This is a genomic window from Gluconobacter japonicus, from assembly GCF_002723975.1.
Taxonomy (GTDB): Bacteria; Pseudomonadota; Alphaproteobacteria; order Acetobacterales; family Acetobacteraceae; genus Gluconobacter; species Gluconobacter japonicus.
In genome coordinates, this window is record NZ_BEWO01000003.1 from 80,749 (window position 1) to 98,172 (window position 17,424).

At 55.5% G+C, this 17,424-nt stretch carries 14 protein-coding genes; 8 read left to right on the forward strand and 6 right to left on the reverse strand.

The features are described from left to right. Positions 1 to 231 precede the first annotated feature (231 nt). Positions 232 to 1,137: a helix-turn-helix domain-containing protein gene (locus tag GJA01_RS02880; protein ID WP_023943676.1), complete on the forward strand. Its 906-nt coding sequence runs from the start codon at positions 232 to 234 to the stop codon at positions 1,135 to 1,137. Positions 1,138 to 1,148: 11 nt separating this feature from the next. Here GJA01_RS02880 and GJA01_RS02885 read toward each other — a convergent pair whose 3' ends face one another. Further along, on the reverse strand, positions 1,149 to 1,508 hold the full coding sequence (locus GJA01_RS02885; RefSeq protein WP_062504802.1) for an ArsC family reductase: 360 nt from the start codon (positions 1,506 to 1,508) through the stop codon (positions 1,149 to 1,151). Positions 1,509 to 1,633: 125 nt separating this feature from the next. On the opposite strand from GJA01_RS02885, the gene GJA01_RS02890 reads away from it, so the two are divergent. Continuing rightward, a complete protein-coding gene (locus GJA01_RS02890) occupies positions 1,634 to 2,476 on the forward strand; it encodes a glycerophosphodiester phosphodiesterase family protein (protein WP_062504801.1) in 843 nt (280 codons plus the stop codon). 5 nt (positions 2,477 to 2,481) lie between these two features. Here the strand turns inward: GJA01_RS02890 and GJA01_RS02895 are convergent, their stop codons facing one another. Genes GJA01_RS02895 through ggt form a run of 3 tightly spaced genes read right to left on the reverse strand, consistent with a single transcriptional unit; the run spans position 2,482 to position 6,357 of the window. Then, entirely contained in the window at positions 2,482 to 3,216 is a 735-nt protein-coding gene (locus tag GJA01_RS02895) for a copper homeostasis protein CutC (RefSeq protein ID WP_062504798.1), read from the reverse strand. Positions 3,217 to 3,263: 47 nt separating this feature from the next. Next, positions 3,264 to 4,571, reverse strand: coding sequence for a lipase family protein (locus GJA01_RS02900; protein WP_172794490.1), 1,308 nt, complete (start codon positions 4,569 to 4,571; stop codon positions 3,264 to 3,266). A 28-nt stretch (positions 4,572 to 4,599) separates the two neighbouring features. Beyond that, entirely contained in the window at positions 4,600 to 6,357 is a 1,758-nt protein-coding gene (gene ggt, locus GJA01_RS02905) for a gamma-glutamyltransferase (protein WP_062504795.1), read from the reverse strand. 131 nt (positions 6,358 to 6,488) lie between these two features. Here ggt and GJA01_RS02910 point away from each other — a divergent pair, with 131 nt between their 5' ends. The 3 genes from GJA01_RS02910 to GJA01_RS02920 all read left to right on the forward strand — a co-directional run bounded on the left by GJA01_RS02910 (position 6,489) and on the right by GJA01_RS02920 (position 11,259). Next, positions 6,489 to 7,385, forward strand: coding sequence for a LysR family transcriptional regulator (locus tag GJA01_RS02910; RefSeq protein ID WP_253783366.1), 897 nt, complete (start codon positions 6,489 to 6,491; stop codon positions 7,383 to 7,385). Further along, positions 7,382 to 8,650 carry an MFS transporter gene (locus tag GJA01_RS02915; RefSeq protein WP_062504791.1) on the forward strand — a complete coding sequence of 423 codons (1,269 nt, stop codon included), beginning with the start codon at positions 7,382 to 7,384 and terminating at the stop codon, positions 8,648 to 8,650. The genes GJA01_RS02910 and GJA01_RS02915 overlap by 4 nt, the downstream gene beginning before the upstream one ends. 137 nt (positions 8,651 to 8,787) lie before the next feature. Next, complete coding sequence (locus GJA01_RS02920; protein WP_062504789.1) at positions 8,788 to 11,259, forward strand: TonB-dependent receptor; 2,472 nt, start codon at positions 8,788 to 8,790, stop codon at positions 11,257 to 11,259. Between the two features lie 79 nt (positions 11,260 to 11,338). On the opposite strand, the gene GJA01_RS02925 is transcribed toward GJA01_RS02920, so the two are convergent. Next, positions 11,339 to 12,541 (reverse strand): MFS transporter, encoded by a 1,203-nt coding sequence (locus tag GJA01_RS02925; RefSeq protein WP_062504901.1) that lies wholly within the window; start codon positions 12,539 to 12,541, stop codon positions 11,339 to 11,341. A 331-nt stretch (positions 12,542 to 12,872) separates the two neighbouring features. Here GJA01_RS02925 and sodC point away from each other — a divergent pair, with 331 nt between their 5' ends. The 3 genes from sodC (at position 12,873) to GJA01_RS02945 (ending at position 16,375) form a co-directional block, all read left to right on the forward strand. Further along, complete coding sequence (gene sodC / locus GJA01_RS02930; protein ID WP_010504251.1) at positions 12,873 to 13,400, forward strand: superoxide dismutase[Cu-Zn]; 528 nt, start codon at positions 12,873 to 12,875, stop codon at positions 13,398 to 13,400. A gap of 209 nt (positions 13,401 to 13,609) precedes the next feature. Next, complete coding sequence (locus tag GJA01_RS02935; RefSeq protein WP_062504785.1) at positions 13,610 to 14,692, forward strand: TlpA family protein disulfide reductase; 1,083 nt, start codon at positions 13,610 to 13,612, stop codon at positions 14,690 to 14,692. A gap of 495 nt (positions 14,693 to 15,187) precedes the next feature. Then, complete coding sequence (locus GJA01_RS02945; RefSeq protein WP_062504780.1) at positions 15,188 to 16,375, forward strand: glutathionylspermidine synthase family protein; 1,188 nt, start codon at positions 15,188 to 15,190, stop codon at positions 16,373 to 16,375. Positions 16,376 to 16,409: 34 nt separating this feature from the next. On the opposite strand, the gene GJA01_RS02950 is transcribed toward GJA01_RS02945, so the two are convergent. Continuing rightward, entirely contained in the window at positions 16,410 to 17,411 is a 1,002-nt protein-coding gene (locus tag GJA01_RS02950) for an alpha-E domain-containing protein (RefSeq protein WP_062504899.1), read from the reverse strand. Between the last annotated feature and the right edge of the window lie 13 nt (positions 17,412 to 17,424).

A 17,424-nucleotide genomic window follows, 5' to 3' on the forward strand; every position in this document is an offset into this window, starting at 1 on the left:
CCATGAACCCATCCCCCTGCTCAAAGCGTTTCGTAAGAAAAGTGAGAGCCTTCACAGATTTGGAACCTCCTGGGGAAGCAACAGCATCTGGTCCGGCTTACGCTCTCGTTGCCTTGTTCCCGCTGGGACAGTCCGGGGGCTATCCTCAATCACGCAACTTTCACCCGAATGTGACTGCATCCCTCGCACCTGTCGCAGTTTTGGGACAGTTGGGCACGTTGGAGGCTCATCATGAACAGAATGACTCCACAGCCCGGCCTTTCCGACTCATGGGATCGTTGTTCGACCAATTATAACCTCGACCCTGCAGAACGTTGGGAAACACGCCTTCTCAGCGCGCCTGAACTCCGCTTCATCAGCAATCGAACCCGCCTGCTGATCCAGCACGCCCTGCCGGAAATGGAGCGCCTGCACTCGCTGGTCATGGCGCTCGGTTTCACCGTCATGCTGGCGGATGCCAATGGTGTCGTGCTGTCCCGGCAGACAAGTCGGGATGATCTGACGGGCTGCCGTCGCTGGGGCTTTCAGGCCGGAGCTCTGTGGGACGAGGAAAATGCCGGGACAAACAGCATCGGCACCTGCCTGCAGGAGAAAAGGCCGGTCATGGTGTTACAAAGCCAGCACTGGCGTCTGTGCTTCCGCAATCTGACTGGAATTGCCTCTCCGCTCTACAATGCCAATGGCAAGCTGGCTGGTGTCCTGAATATCTGCTCGTTTGCAGGTAATGACATCATGCCATTCTCAGGCCTTCTGATGGAAACCATGATCACCACGGCTCGTCAGATCGAAGAGAAACTCTTCCGGGAGTTTTTCCCGAACGACACCATCATTACGCTCGGCCTTGCCACAGAAAGCTCCACGCCCCTTGTGGCCCTGGACCGGGACGGACATGTTCGGGGTGCCACACATTCCAGTCGTGTGCGAATGCATTGGCCAGAAGGGGAACTGGAACATCTGCCCGCTCTTATGAGCTTCCTGGACTCAGAAGATGAACTCAGCTTCCGTAAAGCAGAGGTCCACGTCATCCGTTCCGCGTTAGCAACCACACAAGGCAATATCAGTGCTGCCGCACGCACACTGGGGATCAGCCGCTCAACCCTTCACCGCAAGATCAGAGCTCTCAACCTGATGCTCTGATCTTTCCGGCTTCAGGCCGCAAACGTCTCTTCATAATCTGCGGGGCGGAACCCGATACGCAGAACCGTTCCGTCGCGTGTCAGAACTGGACGCTTGATCATGGAAGGTTGTGCCAGCATCAGGGCAACAGCGCGTTCTTCCGTCAGATCGTCCTTTTGTTCAGGAGACAGTTTACGGAACGTCGTGCCAGCCTTGTTGAGCAGACTGGTCCAGCCAACCTGAGAGATCCAGGCGTTCAGGATGTCTTCCGAAATCCCTTCCTTTTTATAGTCATTGAAAGTGTACGGAATAGCCCGCTCTTCCAACCATGCGCGCGCCTTCTTCATGGTATCGCAGGCCTTGATGCCATATAGCACGACGGATGAGGTCATTCCGGATCTTTCCCTAAGACTATTCAACTCACATTCTAGTGGCTCCGACTGACCCTGACCAGAACGGGCGTTCAGGGGAACCATGACTTCTCTTTCCGGCACGTCTTTTTACCAAGGTTTCCGTCATGAAGCGCCGAAATGTCATCTTCAACGGAGTTGTGGCGATAACAGCCCTGTCGGTCGTGCCCACTGCCATGGCTCAGTCCTTGCAAGCTGTTCTGACAACGCCACCTCCCCTGATCTGTGCCCATCGAGGCTGGACTGATCCATCGGAAACCGAAAATAGCCTGAGCCAGATGCGCCGCACACGTCAGGTCGGCCCGTTCATGATGGAAATTGATCTGGCGAAGGATGCCAGTGGCCGAATTGTCCTGCTACACGACCAGAACGTGGATCGCACCACAACGGGACATGGTCCTCTTGCGGCACTCAACCCGGCAGATGTTCACAAACTGCTCCTGAAAAACGCCTCTGGTCCAACACAGGAGCAAATTCCAGCCTATGATGCTGTGCTTGACTGGGCCGGCAGAACGCCAGACGTCCTTCTGATGTTGGATATCAAAGATGTTCCTCCTGCTGATGCTCTGAAACCTGTCCGGCGCCAGCACCTTTCAGACCGGGTGGTCGTTCTCACATTTCAGGAGAAGCAGGCCCGCGAGGCCTTCAAAGCTGATCCGGATGCCTTGATCTCCGTGCTGGTCACAACACCAGATGACCTCGCAACTTACCGCCAAATTGCAGGACACCGCCGGTTCGCAGCTTATATTCCAAAGACCTCAAAACCGTCTTTATTCAGAATAGCGCATCAGGCCGGAGCCATCATCATAACGGATCTTCTGGGACCAACTGCCGTGACAGACATCATGTCCCCAGAAGAGGGCGCACAGCATGCACGGTCCCTGCCCATTGATATTCTGGTGACCAACACTCCGCTCCAGCTTCAGGCAGCCCTTAGAAAACATCCCTGAGCGCATTATGCCACAGGAAGCTCTGCATCCTCCGCCAGAATAGCCAGCATTTGGTCAATGATCTTACCGCTGGTTCTTGACGCAAGACGCCCGAACCCCAGTTCCCAGACGCGGCAGGCCTGACCCACCGATGGCCCCCGGCACGATGCATGGATGGCCGTGACGCCCGTTTCCTGAACCAGCTCCCGGACATTCCCGACACGCACACCGCTGCCCGCCATAATCTCAATACGGCCAGCCGAATGATTCACAATGTTCTTCAGAACAGACTGCCCCTTGGGCGCAATCACCGCCTGACCAGACGTCAGAATACGCTCGAACCCCAGATCGACTGCCTGATCAACTGCCGTCAGTGGATTGGGTGTAAGATCGAAAACGCGATGAAGTGTTCGTCCCATGCCGCCACATGCATCAGACAGCAGCTTCAACGTCTGCACATCAAGGATACGATCGCTCGTACATGCACCGAGAACGACCCCTGCCAGACCTGCAGCACGAGCCGCATCAATATCCGCCAGCATCTGATCGATTTCTTCAGCGGTAAACACGAAGCCGCCCTCTCTCGGACGGATCATGGCATAGACCGGCACTGTGGACTGGCCTGCCAGACGCATCAGTCCCGCAGAAGGGGTCAGGCCACCGAGTGCCAGAGCAGAACAAAGTTCAATGCGCGTCACTCCGGGACGCTGTGCCGTCCGCAGGCCGACGGCATCTTCAACACAGATTTCAAGCGTCGGCATACCCGTCTCCCTCCTCTGCGGCGAAAACGTTTATGCCGACAGAGTTCTCAGTTGTTCCAGCGAATTCCCGGCAGCGCCTTCTCCACTGTGGAAACGGGTTTGATCGTCCCGCAGTTTCCTTTCGGATGATGTCCTTTCAGAAGCGCCAATGCAAACGGAACGGAATCTTCAGCAGAACCGTTGACGGCACCGTTATGGGTCAACCCCGAATAGGTCTTCCACGTCACGTTCGTCCCGGCATCACACATGGCAGCAACGGCATTATACTGCTGGGCCACACCGGCTTCGTTGTCCGCAAGTCCCGTGCCAACAAACACCGGCATGGTCATGTGAGCATCAGGGATCGTGAAGGCATCCTGAAAATCTGCCTCAAGCCGGGATGTATCCCCCGCATAGGCATTGTCTTCCGTAATATCGTGCGCTTCCGTATAGCGAAACAGATCGCCAAGACAGGACTGACGGGCCTGATGCGACAGGTCCTTGCCCTTCTCCGTCATGTTCGCACGAACATCGACTTCCGGATGCAGGCTCTTGCGCGACCCTTCGACCGTGAGGATCCCGAACGCCGCAGCCATGTGAGGCGGCTCCACGTTCAGGCGCGGCAGAGGCGTGTGCTTCGGATGCTCAGGCAGCTTGAACTGCGTCACGACGCCGGTTGCCACAGTCCCAACCACATGCAGATCCGGCGCATATTGGGGAGCCAGCCAGGCCGTTCCGAGTGCTGCACCACCACCCTGTGACTGCCCCACCAGAATAATGCGGTTCTGAAGCGTCCCCTTGTACTGCGCCAGCGCAGCCCGCAGGCCATTCAGAACACTGTAGCCTTCCGGACGATACATCAGATACGGATGCGGGCCCGGCGTTCCCAAACCCTGATAATCACTAGCGACGACCGCGAAACCAGCCTTCAGCCAGTGATCCAGATAGGCGCGGTCACGCGACAGATAGCCTCTCCAGGAGGGCGCGCAGATATCCGCAATACCAGTTGTGCCGTGTTCCCATGCCACAACCGGCCATCCACCCTTCGACGGTGTTCCTTTTGGGAAAATGATCTGCCCGGAGACCGTCACTGAATCGGGCGCATTCACGCCACTGATGGACGTGTAGAGTGTCCGCACAGCCTTGGCGGCGTTTTCCGGCAACGGACGGTCTGTGATGTCCTGCGTGCGGATCATCTGACCAACCGTTGCAGGCATCTGCGCGGGAGGTGTGTAGAAATCACTAACCCCACCATCCCCAAGATCCCGGTCAACCTCGACAGCCACCTGCGGCTTTTCCGGCTGGGACGGTGTCGCACAGGCCGAGAGGGATAGAAGGGTTGCAGCGCAAAGCGCCGAACGGAGTGAAAGCTTCATGAGTGTCTCCAGCAGATCGAGGCAGATATTACTGACCGACGGCAACGCCGTCACGGTGCGGGTCGCCCCAGCCCTTGAGGCCCTCGGGGCTGATGGTAATGCCCTGAACGGCTGCGTTCATGACGTCGATTTTGGGGTGATGTCCCATGGCACTCAGCGCCGAGGCCAGCCCGGCAGCAGACGTCCCCTGTTCAAGTTCCTCGGCATGGTTCTGGGCACCGATACGGGGCTGCTCGATCGCGGTACGGATATTCTGCCCCCAGGCGAGATACCCCACCAGCGTCTGCACAACGGAATCAATGATCCGCGCACCGCCCCCTGCCCCGACAATCACTTCAGGCTGACCGTTTTGTCCGAAGACGATCGTCGGCGACATCGTGGTGATGGGGCGCTTTCCCGGTGCTGCAATATTCGCGGCAGGATAGCCGTTCACAAAAGGATGGCTGGCAAAATTCGTAATGGCATTGTTCAGCACCACGCCATCCACAACAATATCCGAACCGAAATTGAGGTTGATCGTCGTCGTGAAAGAGAGCGCATTGCCAGACGCATCACGGATGGAAAGATGCGTCGTGGCTGGTACGGTCATCGGGTCGGAGGATGGCAGAAGCGCCAGCGTTCCCTTGAGCGTCCCTGCCGTCACACGATCCGCAGCCTGTCCCTTCGCGACCAGCGCTGCGCGGCCATCCAGATAAGACGGATCAAGAAGCGCAGCCGTATCGACACGAGTATAGTCCGGATCAGCGGCATATTTGCGCCGGTCAGCTTCAGCCAGACGGGAGGCTTCCAGAAGCAGATGCGCAGCTTCAACGCTGCCCGGCGCATACTGGCCAATCTTCAACCGATCCAGAATGGCCAGTTGCTGCAATACGGACAATCCACCAGCAACTGGCAAAGCGGAAGAACAGATCCGACGATTGAACGCCGTCACGCACAACGGCGTGCGTTCATGAACCTTGTAAGCCTTCAGGTCTGCCGGGGTCAGTGTGCCGGGGTATGGGCCACTGGCCACCGCTGCTGACAGCTTTTTCGCAAAATCACCCGTGTAGAAATACTCGGCTCCCTGCCTGGCCACCTGCTCCAATGTTCCTGCCAGAGCTGCATTATGCAGAAGCGTCCCTTTCGGGAGAGGCTGCCCCTCTGCATCGAAATAGGCTGCAAACTGCGGTTCATGGGCCAGTTCAGGGCGCTCGGTCAGAACGAGATGGAGATAGCCTGCCAGCGGAAAACCATCACGAGCCGCAGCAATCGCAGGCTGGAACAGATCCGCCCATGGAAGCTTGCCGTAACGGTCATGCAGCAGGGCTAATGTCCGCAGTGTGCCAGGAACGCCAACGACACGCCCGCTCCGCTGAAGCTTGGCTTCCGGAATACGAACGCCATTCTGGTCATGCATGAAATCACGCGGCATCCGCATCGGTGCGCTGGCCAGGCCATCAAAAAAACTCAGGCTCCCTGCACCCCGATCCCAATACAGGATGGTCGACCCTCCACCAAGGCCAGATGCCTGCGGTTCCACCACAGCCAGAACCATCTGTGCCGCAATGGCGGCATCCACAGCACTCCCCCCTTTCGCCAATACATCCGAAGCCGCTCTGGACGCCATGGGATTGGCTGTCGCAGCCATGAATGTGCTGGCGACGGATGGCTGCGCGACAGAAGACACAGGCGGCAGATGATGCGCGCATGCACTCAGGCCCAGCGCGGTTGCTCCCAGCAGTCCCACAAGACCAGAGGTCCGGGCATAAACCTTTCTTTGGGAGAGAGCCGCACTTCTGATACGCATGGACACTATCAACCTTCAGTTTCTGGGAGGGGAATCTCTATCAAACCGTTACGGTCTTAGATCTTCCCGATAAATGCTGTTATAGTGCGATAATTATCAACCTTCGGTTTGCAATGAACGTTTTCCAGGCCATGACGACCTTTATTGCCGTCGTCGAAACAGGAAGCATGACCGCCGCCGCAGAGCGTTGCGGCATCTCCCCCACAATGGTGGGAAACTATGTGCGCCTTCTTGAAGAGCGGCTTGGCACCAGCCTGTTGCGCCGCACAACCAGACGCCAGAGCCTGACGGCCTTTGGGTCAGTCTATTTCGCCAAATGCCAGAAAATTCTCAGCATGCTCGACGAAACCGAGCGTATGGCCGAAGCTGCCCAGAGCCTTCCCGCAGGGACGCTCCGCATCACCGCACCCGTCACTTACGGCACGCAAAGCATTACGCCCTGCATTGCAGCCTATCTGAACGAACATCCCGCGGTTGACGTAGACCTTGTCCTGACAGAGCGCAGCGTCGATCTGACCCATGAGAAGTTTGACATTGCCATCCGTCTGGGAGTGCCGGAACCCTCTTCCCTGATCTGCCGTCGACTGGCCGATTACACGATGACGCTCTGTGCCTCGCCTGCCTATCTCGCCCGACGCGAAGAGCTTCTGTCCCCACACCAGCTTGCCGCACACGATGCTCTTGCCTTCTCGTACACGCCCACTTCCCCCTGGCACTGGGCACGGCGTGAGTGGCATTTTGAAGGTCCGCAGGGGCATGTCGCTGTCGAGATGCAGCGCAAAGGGCTGTTCAACAACACACAAGCCATGCGACGGGCAGCCCTGTCAGGCATGGGCATTGCCATGTTACCGTCCGATCTGGTCCGGGAAGACATCCGGGAAGGCAAACTCACAGCTCTGCTCCCGGATTATACACTCCCTTCCCGCCCGATTTATCTGCTGTATCACAAGGAGCGCTACAGTGCCCCGACGCTGCGGTCGTTCATCCAGTTCCTGATCCAGTCTCTCAATAGTCCGCACGCCGGATGAAAGGCGCATGGCCATCACGCAAACCCAATCAGGCGGTGATTGCCTCCATTATCGGCAATATCATCGAGTATTATGACTTCGTCATTTATGCGTATTTTTCAGCGTCGATAGGCCGTACATTTTTCCCAGACAACTGGCCGCTATCCCAGATTGGGCTGTCCCTCGCTACGTTTGGCCTAACTCTTCTGGCGAGGCCGCTCGGCGCCATTATTCTTGGAAATTACGCAGACAGACGCGGCCGCGTCTCCACAATGATGGTCTGCATTCTCCTGATGGCTATAGGCAGTCTGCTCATCACCCTGACGCCATCCTATCAGGACATCGGTATCGCCGCTCCCGCCCTGATCATCCTGGCCAGACTGCTTCATGGCTTTTCGCTGGGCGGCGAATTCGGAAGCGCTACATCCTATCTGATCGAACACGCGCCCAGACATGAAGCCCGGGCCGCAAGCTGGCAGGCTATAGGGCAGATCACGGCTTCACTCTGCGCCGCAATCGTCGTTTTAGCCCTCCAACTGACGCTCTCCCCTGCGATATTCGATATGTTTGGCTTCAGGATCGCAACGGGTCTGGGTGCTATGGCAGGAATAAGCGGCCTGATCCTGCGCATGATGCTGAAGCCGGAAAACTCCGAAATACCAGCCCGCCCCTACTCTGCACCGACACCATTCCTGCAACCCGATACACTTCTCCGGACAGCCCTCATCATGGGCTCTGTCGCGCTTGGTAGCGGCATTACGTATCTGGGGCTTTACATGCCTCATTATGCCCGCAGTCAGTACAGCCTATCCGGTCTCAGCACATCGTTGGCCCCTTTACTCACATATGGTGGTCAACTTCTCTTCACCCCGCTGAGATGGAAGCTGGCAGACCGTTTTGACAGAACACACAGTGTCAGACCAATGCTCTGGTCCTGCGCCTTACTGACACTTCTGCCGATTCCTGCCTTCCAGTTAATCAAAACCGTTCCTGCAACAGTTCTGCTCATGCCCCTTCTGTTCAACCTGAGCGGACTGTTCTATTTCGCTGCTCTAGACGGCTTCATCGGCCAGCTCTTCCCAAGTGAGCGCAGAGGGCGCGGCCTGACGATGGGATATTCTTTCGGCGTTGTGCTGTTCGGCGGTCTAGCCCCCCTCACAAACGCGGCGCTTCTGTCCTGGACCGGACTCTCTCATGTCCCGGCTCTCTATATGATCCTGACAGCGATCATCTCGTTCATCAGCGTCCTCTCGGCACGGTCGTTGCTGGACCGCCGCACGCCCTGAACATCAGAATTTCCCTGACAAAAATTGAAACTATCAATTTTTTCTTTGGAATGTTCTTATAATTATCTCCTTTATCTTAGTTTACCCAATTCATAACGCTATCGAAGCGTTGTTATCCTGCAAAACGAGTCCTCACCATGCCTTCCTGTGCTTCCTTTTCCCTGCGTTCCCGTCGTTCCGGAACATCCGTTCCGCTTAACGCTCTTTTCGGGCAGGGAAAGAAAGCTCTGGCAGCCGCAACATTCCTGAGTGGCCTGTCTGTTCTGATACCAGCCGCCCATGCAGCCACCGCTCCCACGACAGAACCCACCAGACACAAGCCTCACAACACTAGGACTGTTGAAGCCGGAAAGGAATCCATCAGCGTCACAGGCACGCGCCACCAGCCTGGCGGGGGCATGATGCGCGCTGAAACAGCCGCGCGTTCCATACAGACCGTGACGCAGAATTACATTGAGATGCAGAGCCCGACGAGCAGCCCTCTGGATCTGATCTCCAACCTGCCAAGCGTCAACATTACCACCCCTGATCCCAGCGGAAACGAGGGCGGGTCGATGCAGAGCCGCGGCCTCTATGACAACGATATCGGTATCCTGCTGAATGGCATGCCTATCGCAAATGGTGGCACATCCTCCGCGTCGAACTTCATCCAGAATTACATCGACAGCAACAACATCTCTTCGGAAAGCATGAGCCCGGGCTCCATCTCTGTAGAAGATCCTCTCACCTCTGCTGGTGCCGGCGCCCTGAGCATTACGACGCGCGCTCCTTCCAAAAAATTTGGTGGTCTGATCTCCGGCAGCTACGGCTCCTTTAACCGGACGCGCGGCTTCCTCCGCATTGATAGCGGCGAGATCGGCCACACGGGTATCACCAGTTACGCTTCCTTCTCCAACACACATTCTGACGCATGGCGTGGTTCGGGCGACAGTGACCGCAAGCACATGGATTTCCGTGCCCAGAAGCTGATCGGCAACCGCAGTTCCATTGACCTTTTTGCAGGCTACAATCACTCTGAATACTATCTGAACCGCTACCCGACGCTCGCCAACTTCCAGAATGACAAGCATGGTCGGCCCGTCTCGACCCCACTGAACTATACGGCTCAGTTCAACGCGGCTTCTCCGGGCAATTATTATGGCGTCCGCGGGACAGATAAAGACCAGTTCTATATCTCCGCTCCCATGAAATTCGCGTTGAACAACACCTTCACGCTGAATATCTCGCCTTACTACGAACGCTCGGACATCACGCTGAACAGTGCATCCCGCATGCAGGAAGGGCGCACTTACGCAGGAACGGCCCTTCAGCGGGTTGACCTGAACGGAGATGGCAAGATCAGCACATCAACGCGTGCAGCGGTATCCACAAACTCCATGTCTGTCACCCAGCAGGGAGGCATCGTGGCCGCACTGGGGTGGCACTCCGAAAACAACGATGGACAGATTGGCTACTGGCATGAGGAATATCGCTATTCCCTGCGCACCCCCCTCTCCAAGATGAACCAGACAACCGGTGCGCAGCCATCCGATACAGACAAGTCCGCCTACTACCGCACGACTAGCGGGAGTATCTACTACTCCGTGGATTATCTTGGCTCCTACAGCCTGAACTCCGGCTTTCTGGAAGACACGGTCCATCTGCTGAACCACAAGATGTCGGTCACTGGCGGTATCAAGGTTACGTCCATGACACTGGAATCGCAGGATTATCTGCCAAGCACAGCAAGCCACAGCAACCACACTTATGTCTCTCCAACACCGCGCTTTTCATGGTCGTACAATTTTGCGCCCCATCATCAGTTTTACATCAATGCTGAAGGGGACTTCCGCGCTCCGTCCCCCATCAACCTGATTTCCCGCTACAGCACGAGCAGCGGCGTGATGACGACGTCCGGCGCGAATGTGAAACCTCAGTATTCCATCAAGGAAGAACTGGGCTACCGCTACAACGACGATCTGTTTCTGGCGGATATCAGTTTCTTCAACATGAACGTCTCCAACCGTCTGCTTTCCACGACCGTCTTCAGCAATGACGTGCAGGTCAGCCAGACAATGAATGCCGGCGGAGAGACCATTCGCGGTGTAGACGTCATGCTCTCCACCCGTCCGCTATTCCATCGTTTCCGCCCGTACTTCGCATTCGAGTATCTGCACACGACGATGGACAACAACCTTCAGACAACGGCTGATGACGGATCTGTTGATTATCTGCGCACCAAAGGCAAGACAGCCGTCATGTCGCCGAAGTTCTCAGGTAGCGTGGGCCTGACCTACAACGAAGGCCCGTTCTTCCTGAATGCGAGCGTACACTATACGTCCAAGCAGGCCTCATCCTTCATGAACGATCAGTATATGCCGTCCTACTTCTCGGACTCCCTGACGCTGGGCTACCATCTGCCGAAGTTCTTCATCGCCCAGTCCCCGACGTTCAAGCTGAACTTCTCGAACCTGACGGGCCAGTACAAGCTGGGCGGCGTCTATTACTTCGCAAACAATGCCCGCGCCACCACTGGCGTTTACGGCCACAAGATCAGCGCAGACGCGAACCCAACGTATTACATCATGCCGCCCTTCGCTATGATCGGCACATTGTCTACGGCATTCTGATAGTGGAAGAACCAGTCTTCTCAGACTGGACCACCTAAAAAATGGGAGTTGGACCACATGTCCAGCCCCCATTTCTGTTTCAGGATGATGCGTCATCTTCGTGCGGATGCAGAATACGGGGAAAAGCATCCGGGCTGAACACAGCCAACAGGATTGCCGCCAACGCCACGCCTACAGCGAGAGGCGTCAGGATATTAAAGCCACTCCATGTCAGGATCTGTCCTCCCAGAGCAGACCCCAGAAGAATACCAAGATTACTGGCTCCATTGATGGCGGCACCAGCAACATCGGGGCGCGTCGCCCGGGCGCGGATCGCTCCGGACATAACAAAAGGAATGATGGCCGAATATCCCGTACACCACAGACCAACGGAAGCAACAGCCACCCACCCAGTCACAATATGCCCGGACATCAGCCCCATGCCCACCAGCATGGCAAGGCCCCCCCCGAGAAGCCCGGCTGCTGGCCAACGATCCACGACCTGTCCAGCTGCCCACAATCCGGAAATGCTCACAACTCCTGTCAGAAGAAGTGCCACACTGAGAGCCGCTTTTGGTAAACCATGCAGAAGAAGAAGGGGGGTCACGTAAGTATAGAGAAGGTTGTGAGCCACAAAGAACAACGCATCAATTGCGACGACGACCAGAAAGACGCGCATTGCCTTGCGAGACCCAATGGACGGAAGTTGTGCGCTGCCTGTTCCTGTAGGCGCGACAGGGGGAAGAAAAAACGCGATACAAATCGCCAGCAGTACGGCAAGCCCCGTCATGACGAACATCGCAATTCGCCAGCTAGCAAAATGCCCGATGGCCGCAGCCCCGGGCACACCAAGAATAGCGCCCAGAGACGTTCCGCCATACACGAAAGAAATCGCCCGACCGGTCATATTCGCAGGCACAAGCCGCGCAGCGTAAGCTGAAACGATCGACATCAACAGGGCATGGGCAACGCCCCCAACCGCTCTTCCAGCACACAAAATCAGAAATGTTGGTGCGAGAGCGACAATCAGATTGGATAGAATATACCCACCCAATGACAGAAGCATCAGCTTCTTGCGATCCACCGCAACCGTCAGAATTGTCAGAGGCACAGCCCCGAGTGCCACCATCAGGGCAAAGGCACTGACAGCCAACCCTGCCTGACCTTCAGCGATATGAAAAGCCTGCGCCATGTCGATCAGCAGGCCCACAGGCGCAACTTCACTGGTCAGGGCTGTAAACGTGCAAGCAAAGAGTGCGCACAAACCAATAATGGTCTGCGTGGGAAGGGTTTTGAAAAGCATAATTTCCCTGACCATTGTGATAACGCGATCACGTGGGATGAAATCGCCTTCTGCCATGCTTCCGGCAGGAAGAAAACGAAAGAAACAGGCCCGTAACCCGTTTTCGTTTTGTCATATTCGCATCTTTAAAAGCCTGCCCTCTCACCGGGCAACCCGCGCTTGAAAAGCTATGCGCCCCACCTCGATGAAAAGAACCAAGCCCGTCTCTTGGAATGCTCGCGAAGAAGAGAAGACTGTCCGTGCAAAGGTTGTTGATATTCATTCTGGTTTGCGACACCCTCAAGGGTAAGACAGAAACCCCTTTTGCCTGTCATCAGGAAAGAATTTTTCAATGATCACACTGAAATCAACACTTCTGGCAGCCAGCCTGATCGCAGCCCCGTCCATGGCATTCGCTGCCGAAACAGCAACCGCAAACCTCATTGATGCCAGCGGCAAGCCAGCAGGCACGGTTCAGGTCACCGAAGCGCCCAAAGGAGTTCTGCTTCACATCGAGGCCAAAGGCCTCACTCCTGGCTGGCACGGTATTCATTTCCACGAAAAGGGCGATTGCGGTATTCCCAAGTTCACCAGCGCAGGCGCTCATGTTCATACGGAAAAATCCGTCGTTCACGGTATTCTCAATGCCGATGCCAACGATTCTGGTGATCTGACAAATATTCACGCAGCAGCAGACGGCACTGCTTCAGCAGAGATCTATTCGACTTTTGTGTCTCTCAAAGGCGCTTCTGGTCGTCCAACCCTTCTGGATGCTGACGGAAGCTCCGTTGTTATTCACGCACAAGCCGATGATTATAAAAGCCAGCCGATCGGGGGTTCTGGTGCGCGCGCGCTCTGCGGCGTCCTGAAACAGGACTGATTCCTCAAAGGAATGTTCCTACAAACTTCTGCATCATAAGCTCTGGCCCCGCTGAACGGCGGGGCCACCTAAATAGATCGCTTCCCGATCCAGTTTTTTGACGATGTGCCTTAAACCCCGGTCACATATCCGACATTCCGAAGCCTTGTACCTTGCATAAGCTGCCAAAATTCCGATGACAGTCTTTTTGCTTTTCGGAAGCCTGAAGTTTGTCATTTTTTCCTGGATTTGCATCCCTCTTCCTTGCCTCGGTCCTTGGGGTCTCTGCTCAGGCCGCCTTCGCGACACCTCTTCCACCGCCAAAGGACCAACCTTCCCCGGACAGCCCGGCCTACATCGCAGAAGATCCTCACCTCTCATCCTTGATCGGCAAACCTGCTCCTGCACTTCTTCTTAAAACCCTTGATAGACAAGACATCGACCTCTCCCGCTTTTACGGACGTCAGCCTGTTTATTTGAAACTCTGGGCCACCTACTGCATTCCCTGCCGCGCTCAGATGCCGGGATTTGAAAAACTCTACGGCACTTACAAAGATCGCATCCATATTATCGCCGTGGATGTCGGGTTCGGAGAAAACCGCAACAAAGTCGCGACTTTTGCCGAACATGCCGGCCTGACAATGCCTGTAGTCATGGATGATGGAAGCCTCAGCAACTGGCTGCACATCAAAGCGACCCCTTTGCATGTGCTGATTGATCGCAACGGCCGTATTGCCTATGTCGACCATCAGGATGGCGCTGCCCTTGAGACCGCTCTGGAAAAGGTTGTGAACACTCCACGCAGCACGGATAAAATCCAGCTTTCCACGACGCAACACCGCACGTCTTTACAGATTGGCCAGAAAGTACCTCACATCGACCTGCCAGATGCTACAGGTCATGCAACAAACCTCGTATCCAACAATTCGCGTGTTCCACAGGCGATATTCTTTGGTGCAACTTGGTGTGAAAGCTATCTGAACACTGTCGAGCCCGAAACTGCCCAAGCCTGCAAACGCGCCCGCATCACCCTTCAGACACTGGCGCAGGATCATCACCTGAAATGGACTGCAGTTGCTGCCCATCTCTGGACGGAACTCTCAGATTTACCCGCTTATCAGACCCTCCTCGGCCCGGAACTCCCTGTAGTTCTCGACACAGATGGACTGGCGTTTGACACATTTGGAGTCACTCAGATCCCCGCGGTTGCCCTTATAGACAGTACAGGTCATCTGAAGCGCCTTCTTGATGCCAGACAAAGAGATATTGCGTCCCAAATTCAGTCCTTCATTCGCTCCTCTGCCAAACATTAAAAACAGGCTGTTCTGCTGGGCAGTATAATTCGGGACGTGGTCACCATGAGAGTGCACGACCACGTTCCGGGAACTTGAAGAATATTTTTTGATAGATCTTGCTTTTGCCCTGCATCGCCCTTCTACTATGTTACAGACAATGACAATGGGTAGCAGTAAACGATGAAAAAAGGCGTAATCCTCACAGTATTGGGTACAGTCTTTTTACTTTCCTTTGCTCTACTCAACGCCATCATGTCACCGCATCATAGAGCGATGCCTACTTCGGCCGCCCGGCCTGATCCCTGCCAGTCCCCCGATCCAGAGAAACGCCCGGATGATTGCCGTAACCACGGGAGTTCCAGCGGCCACGGTTTTTACTACCGTCGTTCACCAAATGACAGGAATGGCCCCTCTTCGGGTCATGGAGAAGCTGAAGCAGAGTCTGCCGGCCATGCAGGTTTTGGGGAAAGCGCCGGAGGCCACTCGGGCGGCGGTGGCGAGTAGTCTTCTCTGATGCCTCGCATCCACCGTCGCTTTTCTGAAGCCCGCCCAGACTGGATGTCACAGGCGGATCGTCTCGGATATCACTACTATAAAAATGCCGATGGCAGCTTCGCCTGGCGGGAAGACGTTCGGTACGAGTTTGATCGGTCATCTCTGACACTTATAAGATCCGTTACCGAAACGCTTCATCAGTTGTGCCTTGATATCGTGGCAGAAGCCATCCATCGCCCCGAAGGACTGAACGAATTTCATATTCCAGCCCACGTGCAGGATGTGATCAGAGCCTCCTGGAGGCGCCAGGATCCATTTCTGATCGGACGATTTGACCTGGCCTGGTGCAAAGGTCAGCTTAAACTCATCGAATACAATGCTGATACGCCTGCCACCCTGCCCGAAAGCACACGGATGCAAACCATGTGGCATCAGCAGAAAGGGCACCCCCATGACCATGCCCCACTGGAGGCCCATACACTCATCCAGCATTTGCGGGAATTACGCCGAACAGGACGTATCGATCCGATCGTTCATATCGTCCCGTATCCTGACAATATCGAGGATACAACACACGCCGTCTATTATGGAGAATGGGTCCAGCAGGCGGGCATGAAAGCCGTTCATTGCGAGTTGAAAGATCTGGACATCACCCATCAGGGGCAGCTTTTGCACCAGGGTCGGATCGTCCGAAGCATGATCCGCATGTATCCTTGGGAGCTGATGTTTCGCGATCCCGGAGCACACCATCTTCAGAACTGTGGCTGCACGTTTCTCAATCCGCCATGGACGGCCCTGCTATCCAACAAGGCCCTCCTTCCCGCACTCTGGAAACGCTTTCCGGGACATCCGAACCTGCTGGCTGCCGGATATTCTCCGCAGGATGTCACCGCTCTGCGTCCCGGACCTTATGTTGAAAAGCCCCTACACGCCCGAGGCGGCGAAAATGTTCGTGTCATGATCGGAGAAAAAGTTATTTGCGCACAGGATGGTACTTATGGTGCCTATCCTCGCATTTATCAGGAATTCGCAGATCACCGTATTGACGGAGTGACGGCGTCCATCGGGGCATGGACGATCGGGGATCGGTTTGCAGGCCTGACCATGCGGGAAAGTCCTGATCCAATCGTTCGACATACGTCACCGATCGTGCCGCATATTGTTCGGAAAGACAGTTTTCTTTCCCGCATACTGAAGTGGCGCTGACAGATTTTAATCTTCTACCCCTGCGCTGACACCATCATTGCTCCATATAACATTCCGGAACATGGAGTTTTTCAATCGGAGGCCAATAGGCAGCGGCAGCTTCATTCTGAATGGCTTCGATCTGCTCCTGAATCCAGTACATGTATTCATGCAAACCACGAATAATGATATCTTCCGCTGTTTGGTCTTCCAGCGTAGCGCGGAGTTCGGACAATCGCTCCTGAATGGCGTAATTTTGCCGTCGCAGATTATAATGTGCGGACAAGGCTGCCAGAACCGCATCCGTCTGCCGCAGATTCAGGGCCAGAGATCTGGGGAAACCTTCATTCTTCAATAGAAAGCCGACAACATTCGCCGGCGTTGTCGTTACCGGCTGCAAGCGACGAAACGCATGGTAAGCTGCCGCAGAGCGCAGAACAGAGGCCCACTGCGTCGTATCAATTTCCGACCCGACTTCTTCCTCACACGGAAGAAGCGTGTGATACCGCGTATCAATAAGGCGGGTAATCTGATCGCTGCGTTCCAGATGACGGTCGAGAAGATAAAAGAGCCACGCCTGATCGCGGTACAACGTCCCTTCCGTCACGCCCGTATGAGTCTGACAATCCTGCTTGATCCTGTTGCACAGCGCAGAAAGACCGGTTCGACGAATGTCTGACGGATCAAGATCCAGAACCCATCGTGTGAAGACGTTCAGATGCATCCACATTTCCGTGGAAATCAGCGGTCGCGCAGAGCGGGCATTCTCACGCACGGCATTCGCCATCCCTTTGATGGAGCTGGGATTGGCCAGATCGGTGATATAGAACTGGATATAATCCTGCTCCGTTGCCGCAGGATGCAGTGCCTGAAAACGCCCCTCATCGGAGTTGATCTGAACGATCGTCTCCCAAACGGTCCGGCCATCCGGTCCTCGGACGAACGCTTCCGTAACTTCAATCAGACGGGCCAGATTCTCGATACGCTCCATGTAACGCGCCAGCCACATCATGCTCTCGGCATAACGGGACAACAGCGTGTTGAGGTTGGAAAGCATCCCGGTCGAGGTT

Excerpts from the sequence above, each read along its gene's own strand:
- ggt (WP_062504795.1), bottom strand. The coding sequence starts at position 6,357 with ATGCGTATCAGAAGTGCGGCTCTCTCCCAAAGAAAGGTTTATGCCCGG.
- GJA01_RS02945 (WP_062504780.1), top strand. The coding sequence starts at position 15,188 with ATGCCTCGCATCCACCGTCGCTTTTCTGAAGCCCGCCCAGACTGGATG.
- GJA01_RS02880 (WP_023943676.1), top strand. The coding sequence starts at position 232 with ATGAACAGAATGACTCCACAGCCCGGCCTTTCCGACTCATGGGATCGT.
- GJA01_RS02900 (WP_172794490.1), bottom strand. The coding sequence starts at position 4,571 with ATGAAGCTTTCACTCCGTTCGGCGCTTTGCGCTGCAACCCTTCTATCC.
- GJA01_RS02910 (WP_253783366.1), top strand. The coding sequence starts at position 6,489 with ATGACGACCTTTATTGCCGTCGTCGAAACAGGAAGCATGACCGCCGCC.
- GJA01_RS02925 (WP_062504901.1), bottom strand. The coding sequence starts at position 12,541 with ATGCTTTTCAAAACCCTTCCCACGCAGACCATTATTGGTTTGTGCGCA.
- GJA01_RS02895 (WP_062504798.1), bottom strand. The coding sequence starts at position 3,216 with ATGCCGACGCTTGAAATCTGTGTTGAAGATGCCGTCGGCCTGCGGACG.
- GJA01_RS02885 (WP_062504802.1), bottom strand. The coding sequence starts at position 1,508 with ATGACCTCATCCGTCGTGCTATATGGCATCAAGGCCTGCGATACCATG.
- GJA01_RS02950 (WP_062504899.1), bottom strand. The coding sequence starts at position 17,411 with ATGCTTTCCAACCTCAACACGCTGTTGTCCCGTTATGCCGAGAGCATG.
- GJA01_RS02920 (WP_062504789.1), top strand. The coding sequence starts at position 8,788 with ATGCCTTCCTGTGCTTCCTTTTCCCTGCGTTCCCGTCGTTCCGGAACA.
- GJA01_RS02890 (WP_062504801.1), top strand. The coding sequence starts at position 1,634 with ATGAAGCGCCGAAATGTCATCTTCAACGGAGTTGTGGCGATAACAGCC.
- GJA01_RS02915 (WP_062504791.1), top strand. The coding sequence starts at position 7,382 with ATGAAAGGCGCATGGCCATCACGCAAACCCAATCAGGCGGTGATTGCC.
- sodC (WP_010504251.1), top strand. The coding sequence starts at position 12,873 with ATGATCACACTGAAATCAACACTTCTGGCAGCCAGCCTGATCGCAGCC.